Source organism: Mesorhizobium sp. WSM4850, assembly GCF_055811735.1.
The window spans coordinates 1-17,129 of the sequence record NZ_JBVVPV010000033.1; the positions used below are offsets into that span (position 1 = coordinate 1).

Annotated in this window: 13 protein-coding genes and 1 pseudogene; 5 read left to right on the plus strand and 9 right to left on the minus strand. The window is 61.4% G+C overall.

All coding sequences use genetic code 11. The annotated features are described in order from the left end of the window. Positions 1-58: 58 nt before the first annotated feature. Genes AC0L2Z_RS24895 through tssA form a run of 8 tightly spaced genes read right to left on the minus strand, consistent with a single transcriptional unit; the run spans position 59 to position 8,308 of the window. Positions 59-889 carry a type VI secretion system-associated FHA domain protein gene (locus AC0L2Z_RS24895; RefSeq protein ID WP_473629570.1) on the minus strand — a complete coding sequence of 277 codons (831 nt, stop codon included), beginning with the start codon at positions 887-889 and terminating at the stop codon, positions 59-61. Next, complete coding sequence (tssG, locus tag AC0L2Z_RS24900; protein ID WP_473629571.1) at positions 886-1,971, minus strand: type VI secretion system baseplate subunit TssG; 1,086 nt, start codon at positions 1,969-1,971, stop codon at positions 886-888. The genes AC0L2Z_RS24895 and tssG overlap by 4 nt, the downstream gene beginning before the upstream one ends. Beyond that, on the minus strand, positions 1,935-3,809 hold the full coding sequence (gene tssF, locus AC0L2Z_RS24905) for a type VI secretion system baseplate subunit TssF (RefSeq protein WP_473629572.1): 1,875 nt from the start codon (positions 3,807-3,809) through the stop codon (positions 1,935-1,937). Before tssF ends, tssG begins: the two co-directional genes overlap by 37 nt. 1 nt (position 3,810) lies before the next feature. Continuing rightward, positions 3,811-4,566 (minus strand): type VI secretion system baseplate subunit TssE, encoded by a 756-nt coding sequence (gene tssE, locus AC0L2Z_RS24910; RefSeq protein WP_473629608.1) that lies wholly within the window; start codon positions 4,564-4,566, stop codon positions 3,811-3,813. Beyond that, the gene (locus AC0L2Z_RS24915) at positions 4,553-5,008 is read right to left on the minus strand and encodes an Hcp family type VI secretion system effector (protein WP_023801311.1); all 456 of its coding nucleotides are present in this window, start codon (positions 5,006-5,008) and stop codon (positions 4,553-4,555) included. The genes tssE and AC0L2Z_RS24915 overlap by 14 nt, the downstream gene beginning before the upstream one ends. Positions 5,009-5,059: 51 nt before the next feature. Next, positions 5,060-6,565 (minus strand): type VI secretion system contractile sheath large subunit, encoded by a 1,506-nt coding sequence (gene tssC / locus AC0L2Z_RS24920; protein ID WP_023801312.1) that lies wholly within the window; start codon positions 6,563-6,565, stop codon positions 5,060-5,062. Positions 6,566-6,568: 3 nt separating this feature from the next. Further along, the gene (gene tssB / locus AC0L2Z_RS24925) at positions 6,569-7,108 is read right to left on the minus strand and encodes a type VI secretion system contractile sheath small subunit (RefSeq protein ID WP_473629573.1); all 540 of its coding nucleotides are present in this window, start codon (positions 7,106-7,108) and stop codon (positions 6,569-6,571) included. A gap of 6 nt (positions 7,109-7,114) precedes the next feature. After that, positions 7,115-8,308: a type VI secretion system protein TssA gene (gene tssA / locus AC0L2Z_RS24930; RefSeq protein WP_473629574.1), complete on the minus strand. Its 1,194-nt coding sequence runs from the start codon at positions 8,306-8,308 to the stop codon at positions 7,115-7,117. A gap of 332 nt (positions 8,309-8,640) precedes the next feature. On the opposite strand from tssA, the gene tssH reads away from it, so the two are divergent. The 3 genes and pseudogenes from tssH to AC0L2Z_RS24945 all read left to right on the plus strand — a co-directional run bounded on the left by tssH (position 8,641) and on the right by AC0L2Z_RS24945 (position 13,046). Next, complete coding sequence (gene tssH, locus AC0L2Z_RS24935) at positions 8,641-11,406, plus strand: type VI secretion system ATPase TssH (protein WP_473629575.1); 2,766 nt, start codon at positions 8,641-8,643, stop codon at positions 11,404-11,406. Between the two features lie 236 nt (positions 11,407-11,642). Beyond that, positions 11,643-12,724, plus strand: a pseudogene (locus tag AC0L2Z_RS24940) (sensor histidine kinase). An 82-nt stretch (positions 12,725-12,806) separates the two neighbouring features. Beyond that, positions 12,807-13,046 carry a hypothetical protein gene (locus AC0L2Z_RS24945; RefSeq protein ID WP_287244448.1) on the plus strand — a complete coding sequence of 80 codons (240 nt, stop codon included), beginning with the start codon at positions 12,807-12,809 and terminating at the stop codon, positions 13,044-13,046. 352 nt (positions 13,047-13,398) lie between these two features. Here the strand turns inward: AC0L2Z_RS24945 and AC0L2Z_RS24950 are convergent, their stop codons facing one another. Beyond that, positions 13,399-14,322, minus strand: coding sequence for a glycoside hydrolase family protein (locus AC0L2Z_RS24950; protein ID WP_473629576.1), 924 nt, complete (start codon positions 14,320-14,322; stop codon positions 13,399-13,401). A 624-nt stretch (positions 14,323-14,946) separates the two neighbouring features. Between AC0L2Z_RS24950 and AC0L2Z_RS24955 the strand changes: the two genes are divergently transcribed. Beyond that, positions 14,947-15,906, plus strand: a complete 960-nt coding sequence (locus AC0L2Z_RS24955; protein WP_473629577.1) for a glycosyltransferase family protein — start codon at positions 14,947-14,949, stop codon at positions 15,904-15,906. A 2-nt stretch (positions 15,907-15,908) separates the two neighbouring features. After that, positions 15,909-17,084, plus strand: a complete 1,176-nt coding sequence (gene glf / locus AC0L2Z_RS24960; protein ID WP_473629578.1) for a UDP-galactopyranose mutase — start codon at positions 15,909-15,911, stop codon at positions 17,082-17,084. Positions 17,085-17,129: the final 45 nt, after the last annotated feature.

Below are 17,129 nucleotides of genomic sequence, written 5' to 3' on the forward strand. Positions count from 1 at the left end.
GGCCGGTGACAGTCCTGGTGATGCGGCTGCGCAGCACCGGTAAATTCAATTCGGCCGATTATTTCGCGCTGCAGGGATGGGCCGGCTCTCCGGCGACGTGTTTGCGTTGACCGGCCGGGCCGGCGCCGTTTCTCAAATCGGGCGACGCGGCCGGCCCGAAACCGAAACCGCCATCGAATTCGGAGGACTTTCTTGAAACGGGCTGGCTTGAAACGGGCTGGCCTGGAACGGGCTCGCTTGCACCGGAAGGCACCGGATCGAAGCTGAATGGGTCTGCGGCGTCCGGCGCACGACGCGGTTCGGAATAGCCAGCGCCATTCGGCGCCGGCGTCGATACCGGGTCGAGGCTGAACGGGTCGTCGAAGGCAGGCGAACTGCGCTGGTTGGCGCGCTCGAACGCTCCTGGAACGGGTTGCTCGAACGGGTTCGGCAGATCGGCGGGACGCGGTCGGCGCGGCTCTTCTTCGACCGTGGCCGAAAAGAAGTCATCGCGGCCGATGCTTACCGGCGCTCGCGATGCCGGCGGGGACGGTTCGGCGAACGATTGGCTGGCCGCTGGCGCGTGAGCGACCGGCGTCTGCAGATCGACGCATACGATGTAGTCGCCCAGCCTCAGCCGCATGCCGTTCTGAAGACGGACCGACGTGCCGGTGCCGAGCGGGCTGTCAGAATCGTTTATGAACAAACCGCTGCTTGATGTGTCGGTGACGAAATACCCGTCCCGCCCACCGGTGATCCTGCAATGGGCGCGTGAAACGAACATGTCGGGATCGTCGATCTGCCAGTCCGCCTCCGCGCTACGGCCGATCACCAGTTCACCCTCGTCCAGCCGGGTCTGCCGTACCGCCTGGGTGCGTGGTCCGTGCTCCAGCGTCAGCAGCAGACTCATGCCGCGACCTCCGCCATTTCCGGCCGCCATCCGACGATCGTCCGCAGCCGCATATCGTCAGCATCGCCCCTTTCAGCGGGCCGCGCAAGCCAGGTGGTTCGGCCGAGCTGTACCGCTCCGATACGGGGCGGCGGCACCGCTTCACGCGCCAGCACGATCCGCAGATCGACGTCGAGCGATTCCCCGACCATGTCGCGAACCGCCTGCTTGAACATCTTCAGACGTTGACCGCCCGGCAGGAACGCCTTGAATTCCTCATACCCGAGCGGGCCGACGCGCAGCTCGATCCTGCTTTGGCGGCTGAAAACGCGCGGGCCGATCGTCGCCCCGCGACCCAGCACTGCGTAAGCCTGGGTAAGCCGGGTCTGGAGCGTCGCTGGTATGGTCATCCAGGTGGCAACGAACTCCTTGATCGCGACCGGCACCTTGAACGCTTCCGCCAAGAACAGCGTCAGCCGCTCCGGGCCGTCGACCTGGCTGGCGAGCGACGCGGCCTGGCGAAGCTTTACGGCGTCGAGATCGGAATTTTGGGTGCCGGGAAGTCCGGTTCCCGCCATCGCTTCAAGCATGGCCCTTACTCGGCCGCCGACCGCACGTTCGACCTGTACCGCCGGATGCGCGTCGGCCCAGGCTCGATAGTACAGGGCGATCATGCGGTGCTGGAGAATATTGACGAAGTCCACGAACGTCGTGTCGCTGGTCTGCCGTGCGTCAGCGCCGGTGAACCAGCGCTGCGACAGACGATCGAGCACCCAACGTGTCAAATGAAGCGGCATCGGGCCTTCCGGTCCCATCAGCCCGAGATTGGCAACCGTGACCCGGGCCGGCACCCCGTCGTTCCCCGGCGTCTTGTCCTTCGCTTCGCGGAATTCGACCACGTCCTTGGCGGAAAAGCTAAGACGCACATGCTGCCCGAGCCTTGCCGGCTCGCGATCTGCGCGGCCGGAATAGCCGAACAGCCCGCCCCGTTGTTCGAGCCGGCGCAACAGTTCGAAGAAGTCGAACGTATCATCCAGTTCTTCGGCCCGGACCGGGTCGAGCTTGCCTAGATCAGGTAGCGATTGCCGGGCGTCATCGGCCATGGCACATCCTCCTGCTTCTGCAGCAACCGCGTGCGGGTCCGCACAAAGCCGTTTATCCCGGCGTGACGGGCAAACAGCCGGGCAAGCAAGGCTGAAAGCAGCAATGTGCTTTGCCCGGCCAGGACCGACTGGTCCACATGCAATGTCACTTCCGTCCCCCGTCCGAAGCACATCGGCCCATCGATCTGCAGCCGTTCGATGACGGATCGCGAGTCGATGCGAACGATCGAGTGCACGTTGCGAGCCAGGCTCGGATCTCCCCGGTCGGCATAAAGATCGAGCAGCGCATGCAGCGGATCGACACCGCGGCCTTCCTTGGCGAGGCTGAGAAAGTTGAGGGCCAACTGCGCCACGAGCCGCCATGCGAGATTGTCGGCTCGAGATTCGCCTTCGGCGCCGGCGGGCAGCGCGGCCGGGATCGCCGGCTGGGGCGGGCGCAAAGCACCGATAAGCCGGACCGTTTCGACCGGATCGCCTGTCTCCAGCGTCAGGGTAGGGTTGTCGTCGAGGATCGGCAGATCACGGTTGGTGCAAAGCGCCATGATGTCGAGCCGCTTCAGCGGCCGGTTCGCCGGGCTTCCGGCCGGCCGGGAAACCGAAAGGAAAACGTCGTCTCCGGTGTAGGAAGTGCGGGTCAGTCCGTCGCGCCGTTCATCTTCGGTGGCCCGGCGAGGGCGCCGTTCGGTGGAATAGACCCAGCCATTGCTGCGGTTTTGCCCCAGGCTGAAGAGTTCTGGAATTTCGGCGTCAGGACCCTCGGCATCGGCGTCCTCGATATGGGTCACCCGATAGATTTCGAAGTCGCGCGCCCGCGTGCGGTCGGCATGCAGCACCTGCCGCGTTCTGCGCGGATCGAGCTCGATGACGTTGCAGTCACGCTCGAACAGGTTGATGATCGGTGTCGCGAAAAGTTCGAAATCCGCCGGCGTCACATCGGCAAGCTCGGGTACCGGACGCCGGAACATGAAGATGATCTCGACCCCGGCCTCGCATCGGCGCACGACCGGTTGCAGTCCTGAAACCCGCACGTAGTGAAAGCGCTCGGGCATCATGAAATATTCACGCAGCAGGCGGTAGCCTTCGAATGTCGGCCGGGTACGAGGCATCAACGCCTCGTCGTCGCTGATGCCGACCATTTCGGGTTCCGGCAACCGCGACAGCGGATTGGCCTTGCCCTCGGCGCGGGCGCCAACCGCCGAGCAGGCGCCGAAAATCGCGTCGAACAGCAATGGCGCTTTGGTGCGCCCGGCAAAATAGAAATCAAGCCGGTCGAGCGCCAGTTCGCCGAGCTTGCCTTTTCCGGTCCGACCCAGCGTGATGCGCAGCGCCGCTTCGCCGCCTGCGCCGCCGATCGGTGTTATGCCGGCCGCCGCCAACCCGCTGCGATCCTGGAAATAGCTGACCGAATTGATGGTTATCGGCCACAGCGTGATTTCCTGCGCGGTGGTGAATGTGCAGCGCGTCGACAGGCCGGGTTGCAGACTGGACACCAGCCGCGTGTTCCGCTTGATGACATGGCCGGCAATCATCGACTGGACCTGCTGGCCGGGTTTCAGCACTGCCATTGCCATAGCCGGGGCCGGGGTAACCAGATCGGGATACAGCACATCCAGCACGCTGCGTGAAAACCGCGAACGCTCGGCGTCGACTTTCAACCGGGTGCGTGCAGCGAGGAAAGCGACGCCGTCAAGCAGCCGCTCGACATACGGATCCGGGCACGGGACGGTATCGAGAGAAAGATTGCGCGCCACCGCCGGATGCATGTCGGCAAATTCCGCCGCGAGTCCGCGGATATGGGTCAGTTCCTCCTCGTAATATTCTACGAAGACCCGATCCATCTCAGCTGTCCCTGAATTCGGTCCGCGCCAGGCCGTTATCGAGATTGATCGTGGTGCGCAGGCGCATGCGTTCCGGCGTCGGCGTCATGATCAGAACGGCGTCTATCTCGATCTTCAGGCCGACACTTTTGTCACCGAGGGTCACCGTTACCTTGGTTGCGCTTTCCTTGAGACGGGGCTCGAAGGTGGCAAGGACCGCGCGGATCTCGCGCGCCAGGGTCTCGCGATCAAAGTCGCGGGACGAACGGCCCGAAAACGACGGCACGCCGTAGTTGACCACACTTCGGCGCACCTCCGGAAAATCGGCCAGCGACGGCGGATTGTCTGCGGCCTGTTCGCTTTCGAAATCGGAAAGAAGCGGAACAGCTTCAAAACGCTCGGTGTTGAACAAGGCCTCGATGTCGCGCCGCACCGCCTCCCTGAGGACGCGGGCCGATACAACCACGCCACGGCTTTCGATCTCGGCGCGGTGTTGGGTCTGAAAGGCCAGGCGGTGCAGACGCCGCTTCTGATCGGGAGTCAGCTCCGCGTCGGCGTCGATCAGCCGCGCGCTGCCCGCCAGCAGCGTGTCCAGCCGGTCCGCGCCCAACTCGTCCTGCAAGGTCTGGCGCAGCCCGTCGATCTCGGAGGTGACGCCCGGCAGATCGTTGACGAGGCGGTCCCAAAGAGAGGGCTGGACCGCCTCGCGTTTCGCCCGCGAACTGCCGGTAACCTGCAGCTTGTCGGCGCCCGGCCGCCGCGCCTCACTTGCCGACATAGACATCCATTTCGATTTCGTCATCCTTGTCATAGACGAACTTGATCTTCTTGTAGGCGAAGCTGACCTCCTCCTCGATCAGGTCTTCCTCGTCCTCGGCCTGCGACATGTCGTATTCCATGATCGAAGCGTCGGTCAGGGTGACGACCAGATAATCGCTGGTCTCGCCATCGATGGTCCGGCGGGCGGAGAACACAACTTCGTCCAGCGCCTTGTTGTCGAACAGCGCCTTTTTCAGATAGGGCGATGACTTGTCATAATGCTTGGTGAACTTGATCATCCCCAGCGACACGCGACCGCGGCGTGAGAGCGAATTCGGATCGTATGGCGCGATTATCTTGTAATCGACCCCGTGGACTTCGATTTCGTCCTCATGACCGTCGCGAACGCTTGGCCCTTTGATATCCGGAACTTTTAGAAAACCATCAATTTTCACGGGCATTGTCTTCCTCCAGCGCTTTCAAAACAAAACAAGGTGGATGTTGCTGCAAAATCAAGCCTTTACGGACGGTAGTTCTGACACCAGTCGAAGCGAGGCGTTGATGCCCTCCAACTGGTAATGCGGGCGCAGATAGAAGCGGGCGTTGTAGTAGCCCGGCCGCCCCTCGACGCTGTCCACCTGGACTTCAGCGGCGGCAAGCGGGCGCTTGGCGCGCGCCTTGTCGTCGGCAAAGGCCGGGTTGGCCAGCACGTAGCGGTTGATCCACTCGGTCAACCAGATCTGCATGTCGGAGCGCTCCTTGAACGACCCTATCTTGTCGCGCGCAATGGCCTTGAGGTAGTGCGCAAAGCGCGAAACCGGGAAAAGATAGGGCAGGTTGGCGCTCAGCCGTTCATTTGACTGGGCGTCGGGATCGACCAGCCGCCCGGCGCGCGTCTCGTCGTCCTGCAGCGAATGCGCACCGATAAAGGCTGCGAGATCGGTGTTCTTGCGGTGCAGAATGGGCATCAGGCCGAGCTTGGCCAGTTCCGCCTCGCGCCGGTCGTCGATGGCAACTTCCGTCGGGCATTTCATCGCGATCGATCCGTCGTCCGTGGGGAAGGAGTGCACCGGCAGGTTGATCACTGTGCCGCCGTTCTCGACTCCGCGGATCTGCGTGCCCCAGCCATAGAGCTTGTGACTGCGGTTTATGTTGACGCCCATCGGAAAGGCGGCGTTCATCCAGACATATTTGTTGTGGTCGCCCTGCACTTCTTCCTCGAAAGTGAAGCCCTTCACCGGAACGGTTTCCGAGCCATACGGCAGTCGCGCCAGAACACGTGGCATGGTCAGGCCGATGTAGCGCGCGTCCTCGCTCTCGCGCAGCGATTGCCACGAGGCATAGGCCGGGTTGGAGACGATCATCTGCAGGTCCTGCGGGTTCGGCAGTTCCTGCCAGCTGTCCATGCGGAACAGCCGCGGGTCGGCGGCTGCGATGAACGGCGTATGCGCGGAGGCACAGATGCCCGAGATGTTGCGCAACAGGCCGACGTCACGCGGATGGTTCGAGAATTCGTAGGCGCCGATCAGGCAGCCGATCGGCTCGCCACCCAGCATCGAATACTCGTCCGTATAGACCTTCTTGAAGATCGGGCTTTGATCCCACATCTGGCCTTCGTAATCTTCAAGCGTGTCGGCAAGCTGAACCTTGGAAATGTTCATCACCCGGATCTTCAGCTTCTGATCCGTCTCGGTGTTGTTGACGAGATACCATAGGCCGCGCCATGTGCCTTCCATTTCGCGCACTTCCGGCGCATGCAGAATCTCGTTCACCTGGGTAGTCAGCATCTTGTCGATGCCTGCTATCAGCGACTTGATCGATTTGATCGCGTTGGACGAGATGGTCGTGGTATCGGAGCGGGACTGCGCCGCCAGCGCGAGATTACGGACGAGCTGCTGCAGCTTCTCGCTGTCGTCCTTCTTGACCTTGAAATCCTTCTCGAGGAGCCCGCTGAATTCTCCGAGGTCTATGGCTTCCGCCTCAGCGGCGACGGCTGCGGTTTTTTGTTGTTCGGCCATGATTTACTCCTGAAACTTGTCGTCGTCGGATAATGCCTGGTTGGCGATCTTGCCGAGAAGCGGCTCGTTGTTCAGAAGTTGCGCGATGCGCTTTTCGGCGTCGACACGGCCGTCCATGAAACCGAGCAGCTCCTCGAGCTGACGACGCATCTTGAGGATCTCGGCCAATTGCGGGACTTGTTCGGCGATCTTGTCCGGGGCGAAATCGCCCATTTTGGTGAAGGTAAGATCGAGTGCTAGCTCTTCGTCACGCTCGGCGCCCTCAGCCTGGGGCAGCGTATTCTTCACACGGGCTTTGACGCGCGGCCCGAGCGCCTCCATGAAACGGGGGAAGCGGTTGGCGTCAGTCTCGACAAAGGAGCGGTCCAGTACCGACTTCATCGCTTCCCTGGTCTGTGAAGCGCCGGAGAGGTCGGCCATCACGCCCATGACGAACGGCAATTCGATCGTCGTCGGGCTGCCATAGGTTTCCACGTCATAGGCGATCTGCACGCGCGGAGCGCGGTTCCGTTCGATGACTTTCGCTTTGCTTTCAGCTGCCATGGCTCGTTACCTTTCATCCTTCTGGGCCGTCTTCTTGGCATCGGGAACGCCGGCAAGCAGCCGGAATTCCTTCAGCCCCGACGGGGCGAGATCTTCCATCAGTTCAACGAAATCCATATGCACCATCCGGCGCACCCGGCGGGCCAGGTGCGGGATCGGGCTTGACGGTTCGGTGCGGTCATAAAAGGCGATGACGAGGTCGAGGCATTTCACGACGTCGTCGCGCGAGGAAATCCGTTCCGGCAGCCCCGTGCTCGGTTCCGCGTAACTCGCCACACTTGCCATAGTATCGGCTCCATGGCCCTTTGCAGGCATTTGACCGTTTCGAGCAGGCATTTCCGGATCTGCAGTCGTGGGGGCTGGCTCGGCCGCGCCGTTCGTCGCCGTTTCGATTGCCGAATTCCGTTCGAGGGTCGACAGCAAACGCTGCAGAAACCGTTTCAATTCCGGAACAGCGGCGCCACCGCCCTGCAGACGGCCGTTGAGAGCCGTCTCGACCGCATCAAGAGCCGTGATCGCCGCATGAGCATCGGCAATGAGCGACATCATCTCCGCATTGGCTTGATCGGCCTGCGCCTTGCACCCGCTATGAACCCGGTTCAGCAGTTGACCGTGCGCGCTGGCCAGCGTTGCCTTTTCCGCCGCATTCAATCCCGAAGCCGCTTCCAGAAGCATGACCCGCTCGTCGAGTGCGGCTTGTTCCAGATCGCGTCCGCTGATCGGTCCCATAGGGCGCGGCGCGAAGAAAATCATTCGCCGCAAGTCGGCCAGCAGCCCGTCCTGGCCATTCTGGAGGTCGAGCAGGGCGTTGATGCGACGCAAGGCGGCGTCGCGTGGTGAAGCACTGGGCCGCAGGGCCGGGTGCATGGTCTCCCAATGCTGATCGAAGCTCCGCGCAACAAGGGTCAGGCCATGCGCGAGCCCGGCGAGCCGCTGCTCATTGGCCAGCGCGCGCGTGACAATGACGAGCAGGCGCAGATCCCGGCCATGCGCACGCAATTCCTCCGCCTTGTCGAGGACGGCAGGCCAGTCGACCGGAATGGTGCTTTGCGACGAGGGCTGGTTGTGGCCGCCATGGACGACCTTGACCTGCGGCTCGGTGAGACGCTCCAGCTCATGAAAGGCTGGATCGTTGCGCAAATCCTCCCCTGACGGATTTTCACCGTCCAGCGGATTCAGCCAGAGTGCGAGATCAAGCACACCATCCCCCAGCGCGCGGCTCGTGGGCCGTGCCTGACCCAACGTTACCACACTGCGACACTTTACCACAATTTAGTTGATGCTCAATCTTAATACGAGCCTGCAACCGGCGCGCTGGGCTCAAAAGTGCTGGCGGATTTGTCGAACCCTGTCGTGAACGCATCGCCAACAGGCGGGGCGTTCGATGGCGTTGCAGCCGATGGCGCCGGCGTCTGCCGGGACGGAAGAAATCGACTGAATCGCACACTCGGACGCCCCGCTCATAAACGCTCTTTGTCAAGTCGCTGCTTATGTGGCAGTTTGTTGGCTGGCAGATTGGAGGGGCAAGTTCGATGGAACAGCGCCGGTCGTCGCAGAGCTTTAAACGCAAGGAACTGGTCGGCAAGCTCAACCCCATCTGTTTGCGCGCCTTCAAGGCTGCGGCCGACACCGCCAAGCTGCGCGGCAATCCTTATGTCGAGCTCGTTCACTTCATCGAGCAGCTGGTGCTTTCAGAGCGATCGGATGTGCAGCTGATACTGGCAGACGCCGGGGTGGATGCGAGCCGGCTCACGGCCGATATGACCCGCGCCGTCGACAAGCTGCCTTACGGCGCCACTTCGATCGAGGAATTTTCCGATCATATCTTTCACGCCATCCAGGAGGCCTGGGGCCTGGCGGGACTGGAATTCAGCGTCGAGGAAGTGCGCAGTGCGCATATTCTGCTCGCCTGCCTGAAGACGCCGGTGCTGGAAGGCCTGCTGTCGAAGATCAGCGGCGAATTCGACAAGATCGATGCGCAGGCCGTTATTGCGCGGTTCGCGGACGTCATGGAGGGTTCGCTCGAAGCCGGCGCCTCGACTGCGGTTGCCGCCGCCGAAACACCGCGGCGGGCTCCGGGCGCGGATTCGGCGCTGGCCAAATATGCCACCGACCTGACCCAGCGCGCCCGCGACGGCAAGATCGATCCGGTCGTCGGCCGCGATCCCGAGATCAGGCAGATCGTCGATATCCTGATGCGGCGCCGGCAAAACAACCCGATCCTGACCGGCGAGGCGGGGGTCGGCAAAACCGCGGTCGTCGAGGGCTTTGCCTTGCGCATTGCCGAGGGCGACGTGCCGCCGACGCTGCAGGGCGTCAGCGTGCGCATGCTCGATGTCGGCCTGATGCAGGCGGGCGCCAGCGTAAAGGGCGAATTCGAAAAACGGCTGAAGGCGGTCATTGACGAGGTGCAATCCTCGGAAACGCCGGTCATCCTCTTCATCGATGAAGCGCACACCTTGATCGGCGCCGGCGGCGCGGCAGGAACCGGTGATGCGGCCAATCTGCTGAAGCCGGCGCTGGCGCGCGGCGAGCTTCGCACGATCGCGGCGACGACCTGGGCCGAATACAAGCAGCACATCGAGAAGGACCCGGCGCTTACCCGTCGCTTCCAGGTCGTCAAGATAGATGAGCCGTCGGAAGCGGTCGCCGTTCTCATGCTGCGTGGTGTCGCCGGTGTCCTCGAGCAGCATCACAAGGTGCAGATACTCGATGAGGCGATCGAGGCGGCGGTCAGCCTGTCCCACCGCTACATCCCGGCACGGCAACTGCCCGACAAGGCCGTGAGCCTTCTCGACACCGCCTGCGCCCGTGTCGCCATTTCGCAGCATGCCACCCCGGCCGAGGTCGAGGACATCATGCGCCGCCGCCAGGCGCTGGAGGTCGAGCGCGCCATCATCGGCCGCGAGGCAGCGATTGGCATCGACGTGGCCGACCGGCAGGCTCGGGTCGAAACCGGGCTTGCCGAGACCGAACTCACGCTTGCTGCCGCGCAGCAACGCTGGGATCGGGAAAAGGCGCTGGTTGGCGAGATACTCGAACTGCGCGTCAGGCTGCGCGGCGAGGGTGTGCCGCTCGACGCCGTGGAGCCTTCGGGGGCGGTGGCCGAAACCGCAGGCGCCGATGTATCTGAGATCAAAGCGCCCGAACCCGATGCGCCCGAACCCGATGCGGAAGCAACGGCCGCTGCCGGTCCTTCTCCACCCGACCCGGCTGCCGATCTCGCGCGGCTGCGCGAGTTGATGGCCGAACTCGCAGAAGCGCAGGGCGAGACGCCGCTGATCCTGCCGTCGGTCGACCGCAACGCTGTGGCGGCGGTGGTGCAGGACTGGACCGGCATCCCGACTGGCCGGATGCTGTCGAGCCAGACCGAAAAGGCGCTGCGGCTCGCCGTCACGCTGTCCGAGCGCGTGGTCGGTCAGGATCACGCCATGGAAATGATTGCCAAGCGCGTGCAGACCAGCCGCGCCGGGCTCGGCGCGCCCGAAAAGCCGGTGGGGGTGTTTCTGCTCTGCGGTCCCTCGGGCGTCGGCAAGACCGAAACCGCGCTGGCCCTGGCCGAGACGCTCTATGGCGGCGAGCAGAACCTCATTTCGATCAACATGTCCGAGTTCCAGGAGGCGCACACCGTCTCAACCTTGAAGGGCGCGCCACCCGGATATGTCGGCTATGGCAAGGGCGGCATCCTCACCGAGGCGGTCCGGCGCAAGCCCTATTCGGTGATCCTGCTTGACGAGGTCGAGAAGGCGCATCCGGACGTGCACGAAATCTTCTTCCAGGTCTTCGACAAGGGAATGATGGACGACAGTGAAGGCCGCCGGATCGATTTCAAGAACACGCTGATCCTGCTCACCTCGAACGTTGGCTCCGAAGTCATCATGGACCGGACCAGCAGCGGCACGGTGCGGGCGGGGCTCGACGATCTCGACACAGCATTGCGCGCCCCGCTGCTGAAGGTTTTTCCACCGGCCTTCTTGGGCCGGGTGGTGACCATCCCTTACTACCCGCTCTCGGACATGATGATCGAAGCGATCACCCGCCATCAGTTCGCCAAGATCGCCCGCCGGCTGCGCTCGAGCAACGATGCCGAGTTGGTGATCGGTGACGGTGTCATGGATCTGGTCAAAGCCCGCTGCACGGAGATCGAATCCGGCGGCCGAATGATCGATGCCATTTTGACAAACACGCTTCTGCCGGAATTGAGCCGTGGCGTGCTGAACCGGTCGCTCGAGGGCGAAAAAATGACGAAGGTGACGGTCGGAGCCTCCGAAGGAGGTTTCACCTATTCCTTCGAATAGCTGAGCAGAACGTGGGACCCCGATTCACTCGGCGGGCTGGACCGGCTGCGGGGTGGGTTTCGCGTCCCGCCGTCAGCATGCCGGAGCCGGCCGATCGGAAGATGTCGTTTTACCCAGGGCCGTTGCGCGAGGCACGTCTTATGGTCAGATGCCTGACACGGCGCGATGCAGCTCCAGCTTTGGCGATGGCGGGCGCACTGCATTATTGATATTGTACGCCCAGAACAGGCGCGCAAATGACATCCACTTCAGACAAGGCCGATGCGGTCGAGCAGTTGCTTGACACACCTGAACTCGCAACCGCACTGGAAAGCGAACAGTTCAAGAAATTCCTTGACCAGGTGCCGATCGCCATAGCCGTTGCAGACCTGGCCGCTGAGGAGCGTGTAGTCTACGCCAATCCGGAGTTCGAGAAACTGTCAGGCCTGACGGTCGCTAGGCTAACTCGAGAAAACTGGTCGGCCCTTTCGGGCACAGGCCTCTACCAGCAGAAGGACCGCCCGCTGGCCGAGGCCGTGGTCCGGGAGACCGATTTGGTCGGCACCTACAGGCTGGAGCACAACGAGGACAAGCTGCCGATCGTCGACGTTTATTCCAATGTCATCGAGGACGACAACGGCAAGATCTGCTTCCGGTTGGTGGCGCTGGTCGACGTATCCGCCCATGGCGAAGCGGCGGATCAGCCCTCGGTGGAGGAGCGTGTCAGCGAGAAAGACACGCTGCTGCGCGAACTGCAGCACCGGGTGAAGAATAACCTGCAGATGATCACCGCCCTGATACGGCTTGAAAGCCGCAATGCGACTGAGGCCGACCGGAGACGGTTTGAACGGCTCGCCGGTCGCGTCGACGCCCTGGCGATCCTCACCAGACGCTGACGGCCGACGAGCAGAAGGAAGAGGTCGATCTTGGCGTCTATCTCAGCCAGATCGCGTCCGCGGTGATGAGCTCGCATGCAGTCGAGGGGATTCGCCTCGATATGAGGGTGGACACATATCCGGTGTCAATCAACGTCGCCATGCCGGCCGGACTGGTGGTCAACGAATTGCTGACCAACTCGCTAAAACATGCTTTCCAGGGGCGCGAACGCGGCACGATAACGCTGCACAGCATCGTCGATGGCGACGGCTGCCGGGTCATAGTGGCTGACGACGGAATTGGACTGCCGGAAGGCGAGACGTGGCCCAAGCCAGGCAAGCTCGGAGCCCTGATCGCGCACTCGCTGACCGAGAACGCCAAGGCGCGGCTCGCGGTCGACTCGAGCGCCAGCAAAGGGACGAAGGTGACGATCGTCTTCACTCGATCAGCGGCTGCAAGCTGAAAATTCCCATTTCGCGCGTCGGTTGCATCGCAGCATCAGACACGCTACTATCACCTTCTCGCATTCCCGGGGGGGAAGGTGGATGAGCATCGTCCATAGGGTCGGTCCAGTTCTAGATCAGGCGATTGCCGCAGTCCTTAACAGGGCCGGCTATGGCGACACCGTCTCGGTCAAGGCGGCATTGAACCAGGTTCGGCAGGCTGCACCTGGATTGATCGCATCCAATGACGATCTGACCGAGGCTATCCTCGAAGTCGCCGCTGCCCTTGGCCTGTTCGTGGCTTTCGATGAGTGCGAGCAGTATCCGCTCAATCCTGCTTAGTTGTTCGGCAGGTTCTAGCGAAATAATCCGACCCCTCATGGAACGCTTTAGCAGCCGACGAGTTGCGTTCAAAGCTAAAGGTAACCGTCATGGCAACTCGAGAGAGCGATCGCGGCTTCCGAGAGCTGGTCCGTTCGGAAGACAATCGTCGCAGACTACGCAAGCGATTAGGACTGGACGGCGATGAAACCTTTTCGCCGAGGCTTGCCGCACTAGCTTTGAAGCTTCAGAAGGAGCTTGAGCGGCGAGAGCAAGAGCTGGCCGACGAGAACCCCCCATCGCCCCGAAGTTGGTGATGGGCATCTCGTCCTCTGGACCGTGATGGCAAAGCGCGACAGAGCGGTCGTCCCTGTTATGCCACTCGTGAAACGACTTGCTGATCCAGGTCGCACCTGGCCAGTCCGAAACGCCAGCGATGGTTCGTTGCCTCACGTCTGCTCTGGTAGAACAAGATCAGATTCCCGCCCTCGATCATCACCGTCGAATGGCCGTTCTCGCCAGGCTCACCAGGATCGAGCACGGGGCCGATCGAGACATAGGGGCCCTGGACTTCGTCGGCGATGGCGAAGAATACGCGCTGACGACTTCCGCGCGGACCGTGCGGAAGAAAGCAGGTGGCGTTGAGAAGCACGCGACCGTCAGGCAATTCGACCAGTTGGGCGCCCTCGATCCCCCATTCGTAGTCCGGATGTTCGCGCGCATTGTGATGGGGAACGTCGAGATGATCCAATATCTTGCCGAGACGTTTCCATGGCCCGAACCAGGAATCGGATTGGCTGCGCGCCAGATAGACGTCAGGCTGCGGCACCCTGGTGAATTTAGGCATGCCTGAATAGACGATGTAGCGCCTGCCGCCGATAACCGCCGGATGGGGATCGTAGATACCGTCCTCATCGGTGTCCGGCAGCGACAATATCGCCGGATTCAGCACCACCCAGTTGAAGCCATCATTGGAAACCGCATGTTCGCAACGTCCGCCCGACTTCATGAATTCGGTCTGGATAAACATATGGAAGACGCCGCATTCATGAATGACGCCGGGTGCCGCTATGCCCGATCCGGTTACCGCCAAGTCGAGCGCCTCATGCTCAGTCCACGGCCCATAAAGGTCCGGAGCCGTGGCATGCAATATCTTCCAGTTCTCGGTCGTGACGGTGCCGCTAGAGCCGAAGACGTGCCAAAGCGTGCCGTCGAACACCGGACAAGGATCCTTCAGATCATCCACGGCCTGCGGGTGAAACAGCGGAAAGACGTCGGTTTCGAAGTTGAACTTCATGTCTTGGCTCTCTCACGGCGTTGTAAAAGGCGGTCGCTGGCCCGTGCGCCACTCGGCCGAATCGATTCACTGACCGTTAACTTATAGCTCCCCCGATTAACGCTTGTTGAACGACCAAACGTTCTCAACCGTTTTGTGGCAATGCGCCATATTTGGTGAGATCACGCGCAGCAGACGAGGCGCTCGAGTGGACAGGATGGGTTCGGGCATCTTCGGCTGGCCGCTCCGTTTATCGGTGGATCATCGCACAAGTGCCCGCGCCACTGCTCGGACAGGCAAGAAGTTCAACTCCGTGGAACAACTTACTTAAACGAAAGTTAGATGTATGCCTGCGGGCTTCATGTCGAAAGGGCCTCGATTAACATATGTTAACTCGAGAGATAGTTATGTAATGGTCAAGGGATAACTTATATGGAAATGGCGGGCGGCAAGAAAATATCACCAAAAACTCCCGTAACGTCGTCAATCATACTTTGCTTTTCCCACCTTAGATGGAATTTCGTACACCAACGGCCACAACACATCCTGACCCAGGCCTCAAAGCAGCAACAGATAATTTACTTTGAGGAACCGGTCTTCGAGGAAAGACACGACCCCTTCATGCGGGTGACAGATGAGTCGCCGATGATCCGAACCGTAACGCCGGTTCTTCCGGTCGGCATCTCCGCAACAAAGGCGGATGCCATCCAGCGCAGGTTCGTCGATCGGATCCTCACCTCCGCCCCGCATGAGCGGCTGACTATATGGTACTACACGCCCATGGCGCTGCGTTTCAGCGATCATCTCCGCTGCGACGTGTGCGTCTACGACTGCATGGATGAACTCTCCGCCTTCAAGAACGCGCCGGCAGAGTTGACGCAGATGGAAAAGGCGCTGTTTCAGCGCGCCGATGTCGTGTTCACGGGCGGACTGAGCCTGTACGAGGCCAAACGATGCCTCCACAAGTCGATCTTTCCCTTCCCAAGCAGCATCGATGTCGCGCATTTTCACAAGGCAAGACAGCCCGGCGATGACCCTGCAGACCAGGCCGACATACCTCACCCGAGGGTTGGCTTCTTCGGCGTGATCGACGAACGGCTCGACATTGAGATGGTCGCGCAAGCGGCTGCGGCAATGCCCGACGTGCATTTCGTCATGCTCGGCCCGGTGGTCAAGATCGACCCGCTGGGTCTGCCGGCCGCAACCAACTTGCATTGGCTGGGCGCCAAGTCCTACGCCGACCTGCCTCGCTATCTCAGGCACTGGAGCGCCGGCTGGATGCCCTTCGCGCTCAATGAGGCGACGCGCTACATCAGCCCTACCAAAACTCCCGAGTTCCTGGCGGCCGGGCTGCCGGTAGTGTCTACGGCGATAGTGGATGTCGTGCGAACCTATAGTGCGGAAGGCCTTATCGATATCTTCGACGCCGAAGATCTCGAACCCAAGCTTCGGTCCGTTCTGTCGAGTCCGCGCAACCTCCTGCTGAAGAAAGTCGACGCCTACCTCGCCAACATGTCGTGGGAGCGGACGTGGGAGGCAATGGCTGCCCACATCCAGCGCGCCTATGCCATGAAGAGCACTGTGCCGTTGCGCAGGAGAGCCTGACCATGTTCGATTGGCTCATTGTCGGCGCCGGCTTCGCCGGCAGCGTGCTTGCCGAACGCATTGCATCGCAACGGCGTGAAAGCGTTCTGCTCATCGACCGGCGAAATCACGTCGGCGGCAACGCTTATGACTGCTATGATGAGGCGGGAATTCTGATCCACCGCTATGGGCCGCATATATTCCACACCAACGCCCAATCGATAATCGACTATCTCTCGCAGTTCACCGAATGGAGGCCTTACGAACATCGCGTACTGGCTTCGGTCGACGGAAAACTGCTGCCAATACCGATCAATCTCGACACCATTAACCGCCTGTACGGCCTTGAATTGACATCCGAGCAGTTGGAGGAGTTCTTCGTTTCTCGGCGGGAAACGGTCGAAGAAGTTCGCACCGCCGAAGACGTGGTTGTGAGCACCGTCGGCAGGGAACTCTACGAGAAGTTCTTTCGCGGCTATACAAGGAAGCAGTGGGGTATCGATCCGGCGCAATTGAGCAAGTCGGTGACGGCGCGCGTCCCTACCCGGACCAACCGCGATGACCGCTACTTCGGCGACGTCTTCCAGAACATGCCGGCAGGCGGGTATACACGCATGTTTCAGCGCATGCTGCACAACCCAAAGATCAAGATCATGCTGCAAACCGACTATCGCGAAATTCGCGACACGATCCCCTTTCAGCGCATGATCTACACCGGGCCGATTGATGAATATTTCGATTGGAGCCTTGGTCATCTGCCTTATCGGTCACTGCGGTTCGAGCACGTGACGCTTGACTGCGAGCAGTTTCAACCGGTCGCGGTAGTCAATTATCCGCAGACGGAAAACTATACCCGCATCACCGAGTACAAGCATCTGACCGGCCAGCAGAACTCGAAAACCAGCCTGACCTACGAATATCCAACCGATATCGGAGATCCCTATTACCCGGTGCCACGGGCGGAAAACGAGGCGCTGTACAAACGTTACGAAGCATTGGCTGCGGCGTGCCCAGACGCCTGGTTCGTCGGGCGCCTGGCCACATACCGCTATTACAACATGGATCAGGTCGTGGGTCAGGCTTTGGCGACGTTCGCGCGAATTCAAAAAAACCTGCCGGCAAACCGCGCCCCGCAGATGCCAGCGCACCGAGCGATGCTCGATTCGTCGGGCACGGCTCGCGGCGAACATCAATACTGATCCCGGATAGCGGTAGCCAAGTCTTGCCTTCCGTGATCCGCCGCG

Coding starts and splice junctions, on each gene's coding strand:
- AC0L2Z_RS24895 (WP_473629570.1), bottom strand. CDS start 889: ATGAGTCTGCTGCTGACGCTGGAGCACGGACCACGCACCCAGGCGGTA.
- tssG (WP_473629571.1), bottom strand. CDS start 1,971: ATGGCCGATGACGCCCGGCAATCGCTACCTGATCTAGGCAAGCTCGAC.
- tssF (WP_473629572.1), bottom strand. CDS start 3,809: ATGGATCGGGTCTTCGTAGAATATTACGAGGAGGAACTGACCCATATC.
- tssE (WP_473629608.1), bottom strand. CDS start 4,566: ATGTCGGCAAGTGAGGCGCGGCGGCCGGGCGCCGACAAGCTGCAGGTT.
- AC0L2Z_RS24915 (WP_023801311.1), bottom strand. CDS start 5,008: ATGCCCGTGAAAATTGATGGTTTTCTAAAAGTTCCGGATATCAAAGGG.
- tssC (WP_023801312.1), bottom strand. CDS start 6,565: ATGGCCGAACAACAAAAAACCGCAGCCGTCGCCGCTGAGGCGGAAGCC.
- tssB (WP_473629573.1), bottom strand. CDS start 7,108: ATGGCAGCTGAAAGCAAAGCGAAAGTCATCGAACGGAACCGCGCTCCG.
- tssH (WP_473629575.1), top strand. CDS start 8,641: ATGGAACAGCGCCGGTCGTCGCAGAGCTTTAAACGCAAGGAACTGGTC.
- AC0L2Z_RS24945 (WP_287244448.1), top strand. CDS start 12,807: ATGAGCATCGTCCATAGGGTCGGTCCAGTTCTAGATCAGGCGATTGCC.
- AC0L2Z_RS24950 (WP_473629576.1), bottom strand. CDS start 14,322: ATGAAGTTCAACTTCGAAACCGACGTCTTTCCGCTGTTTCACCCGCAG.
- AC0L2Z_RS24955 (WP_473629577.1), top strand. CDS start 14,947: ATGATCCGAACCGTAACGCCGGTTCTTCCGGTCGGCATCTCCGCAACA.
- glf (WP_473629578.1), top strand. CDS start 15,909: ATGTTCGATTGGCTCATTGTCGGCGCCGGCTTCGCCGGCAGCGTGCTT.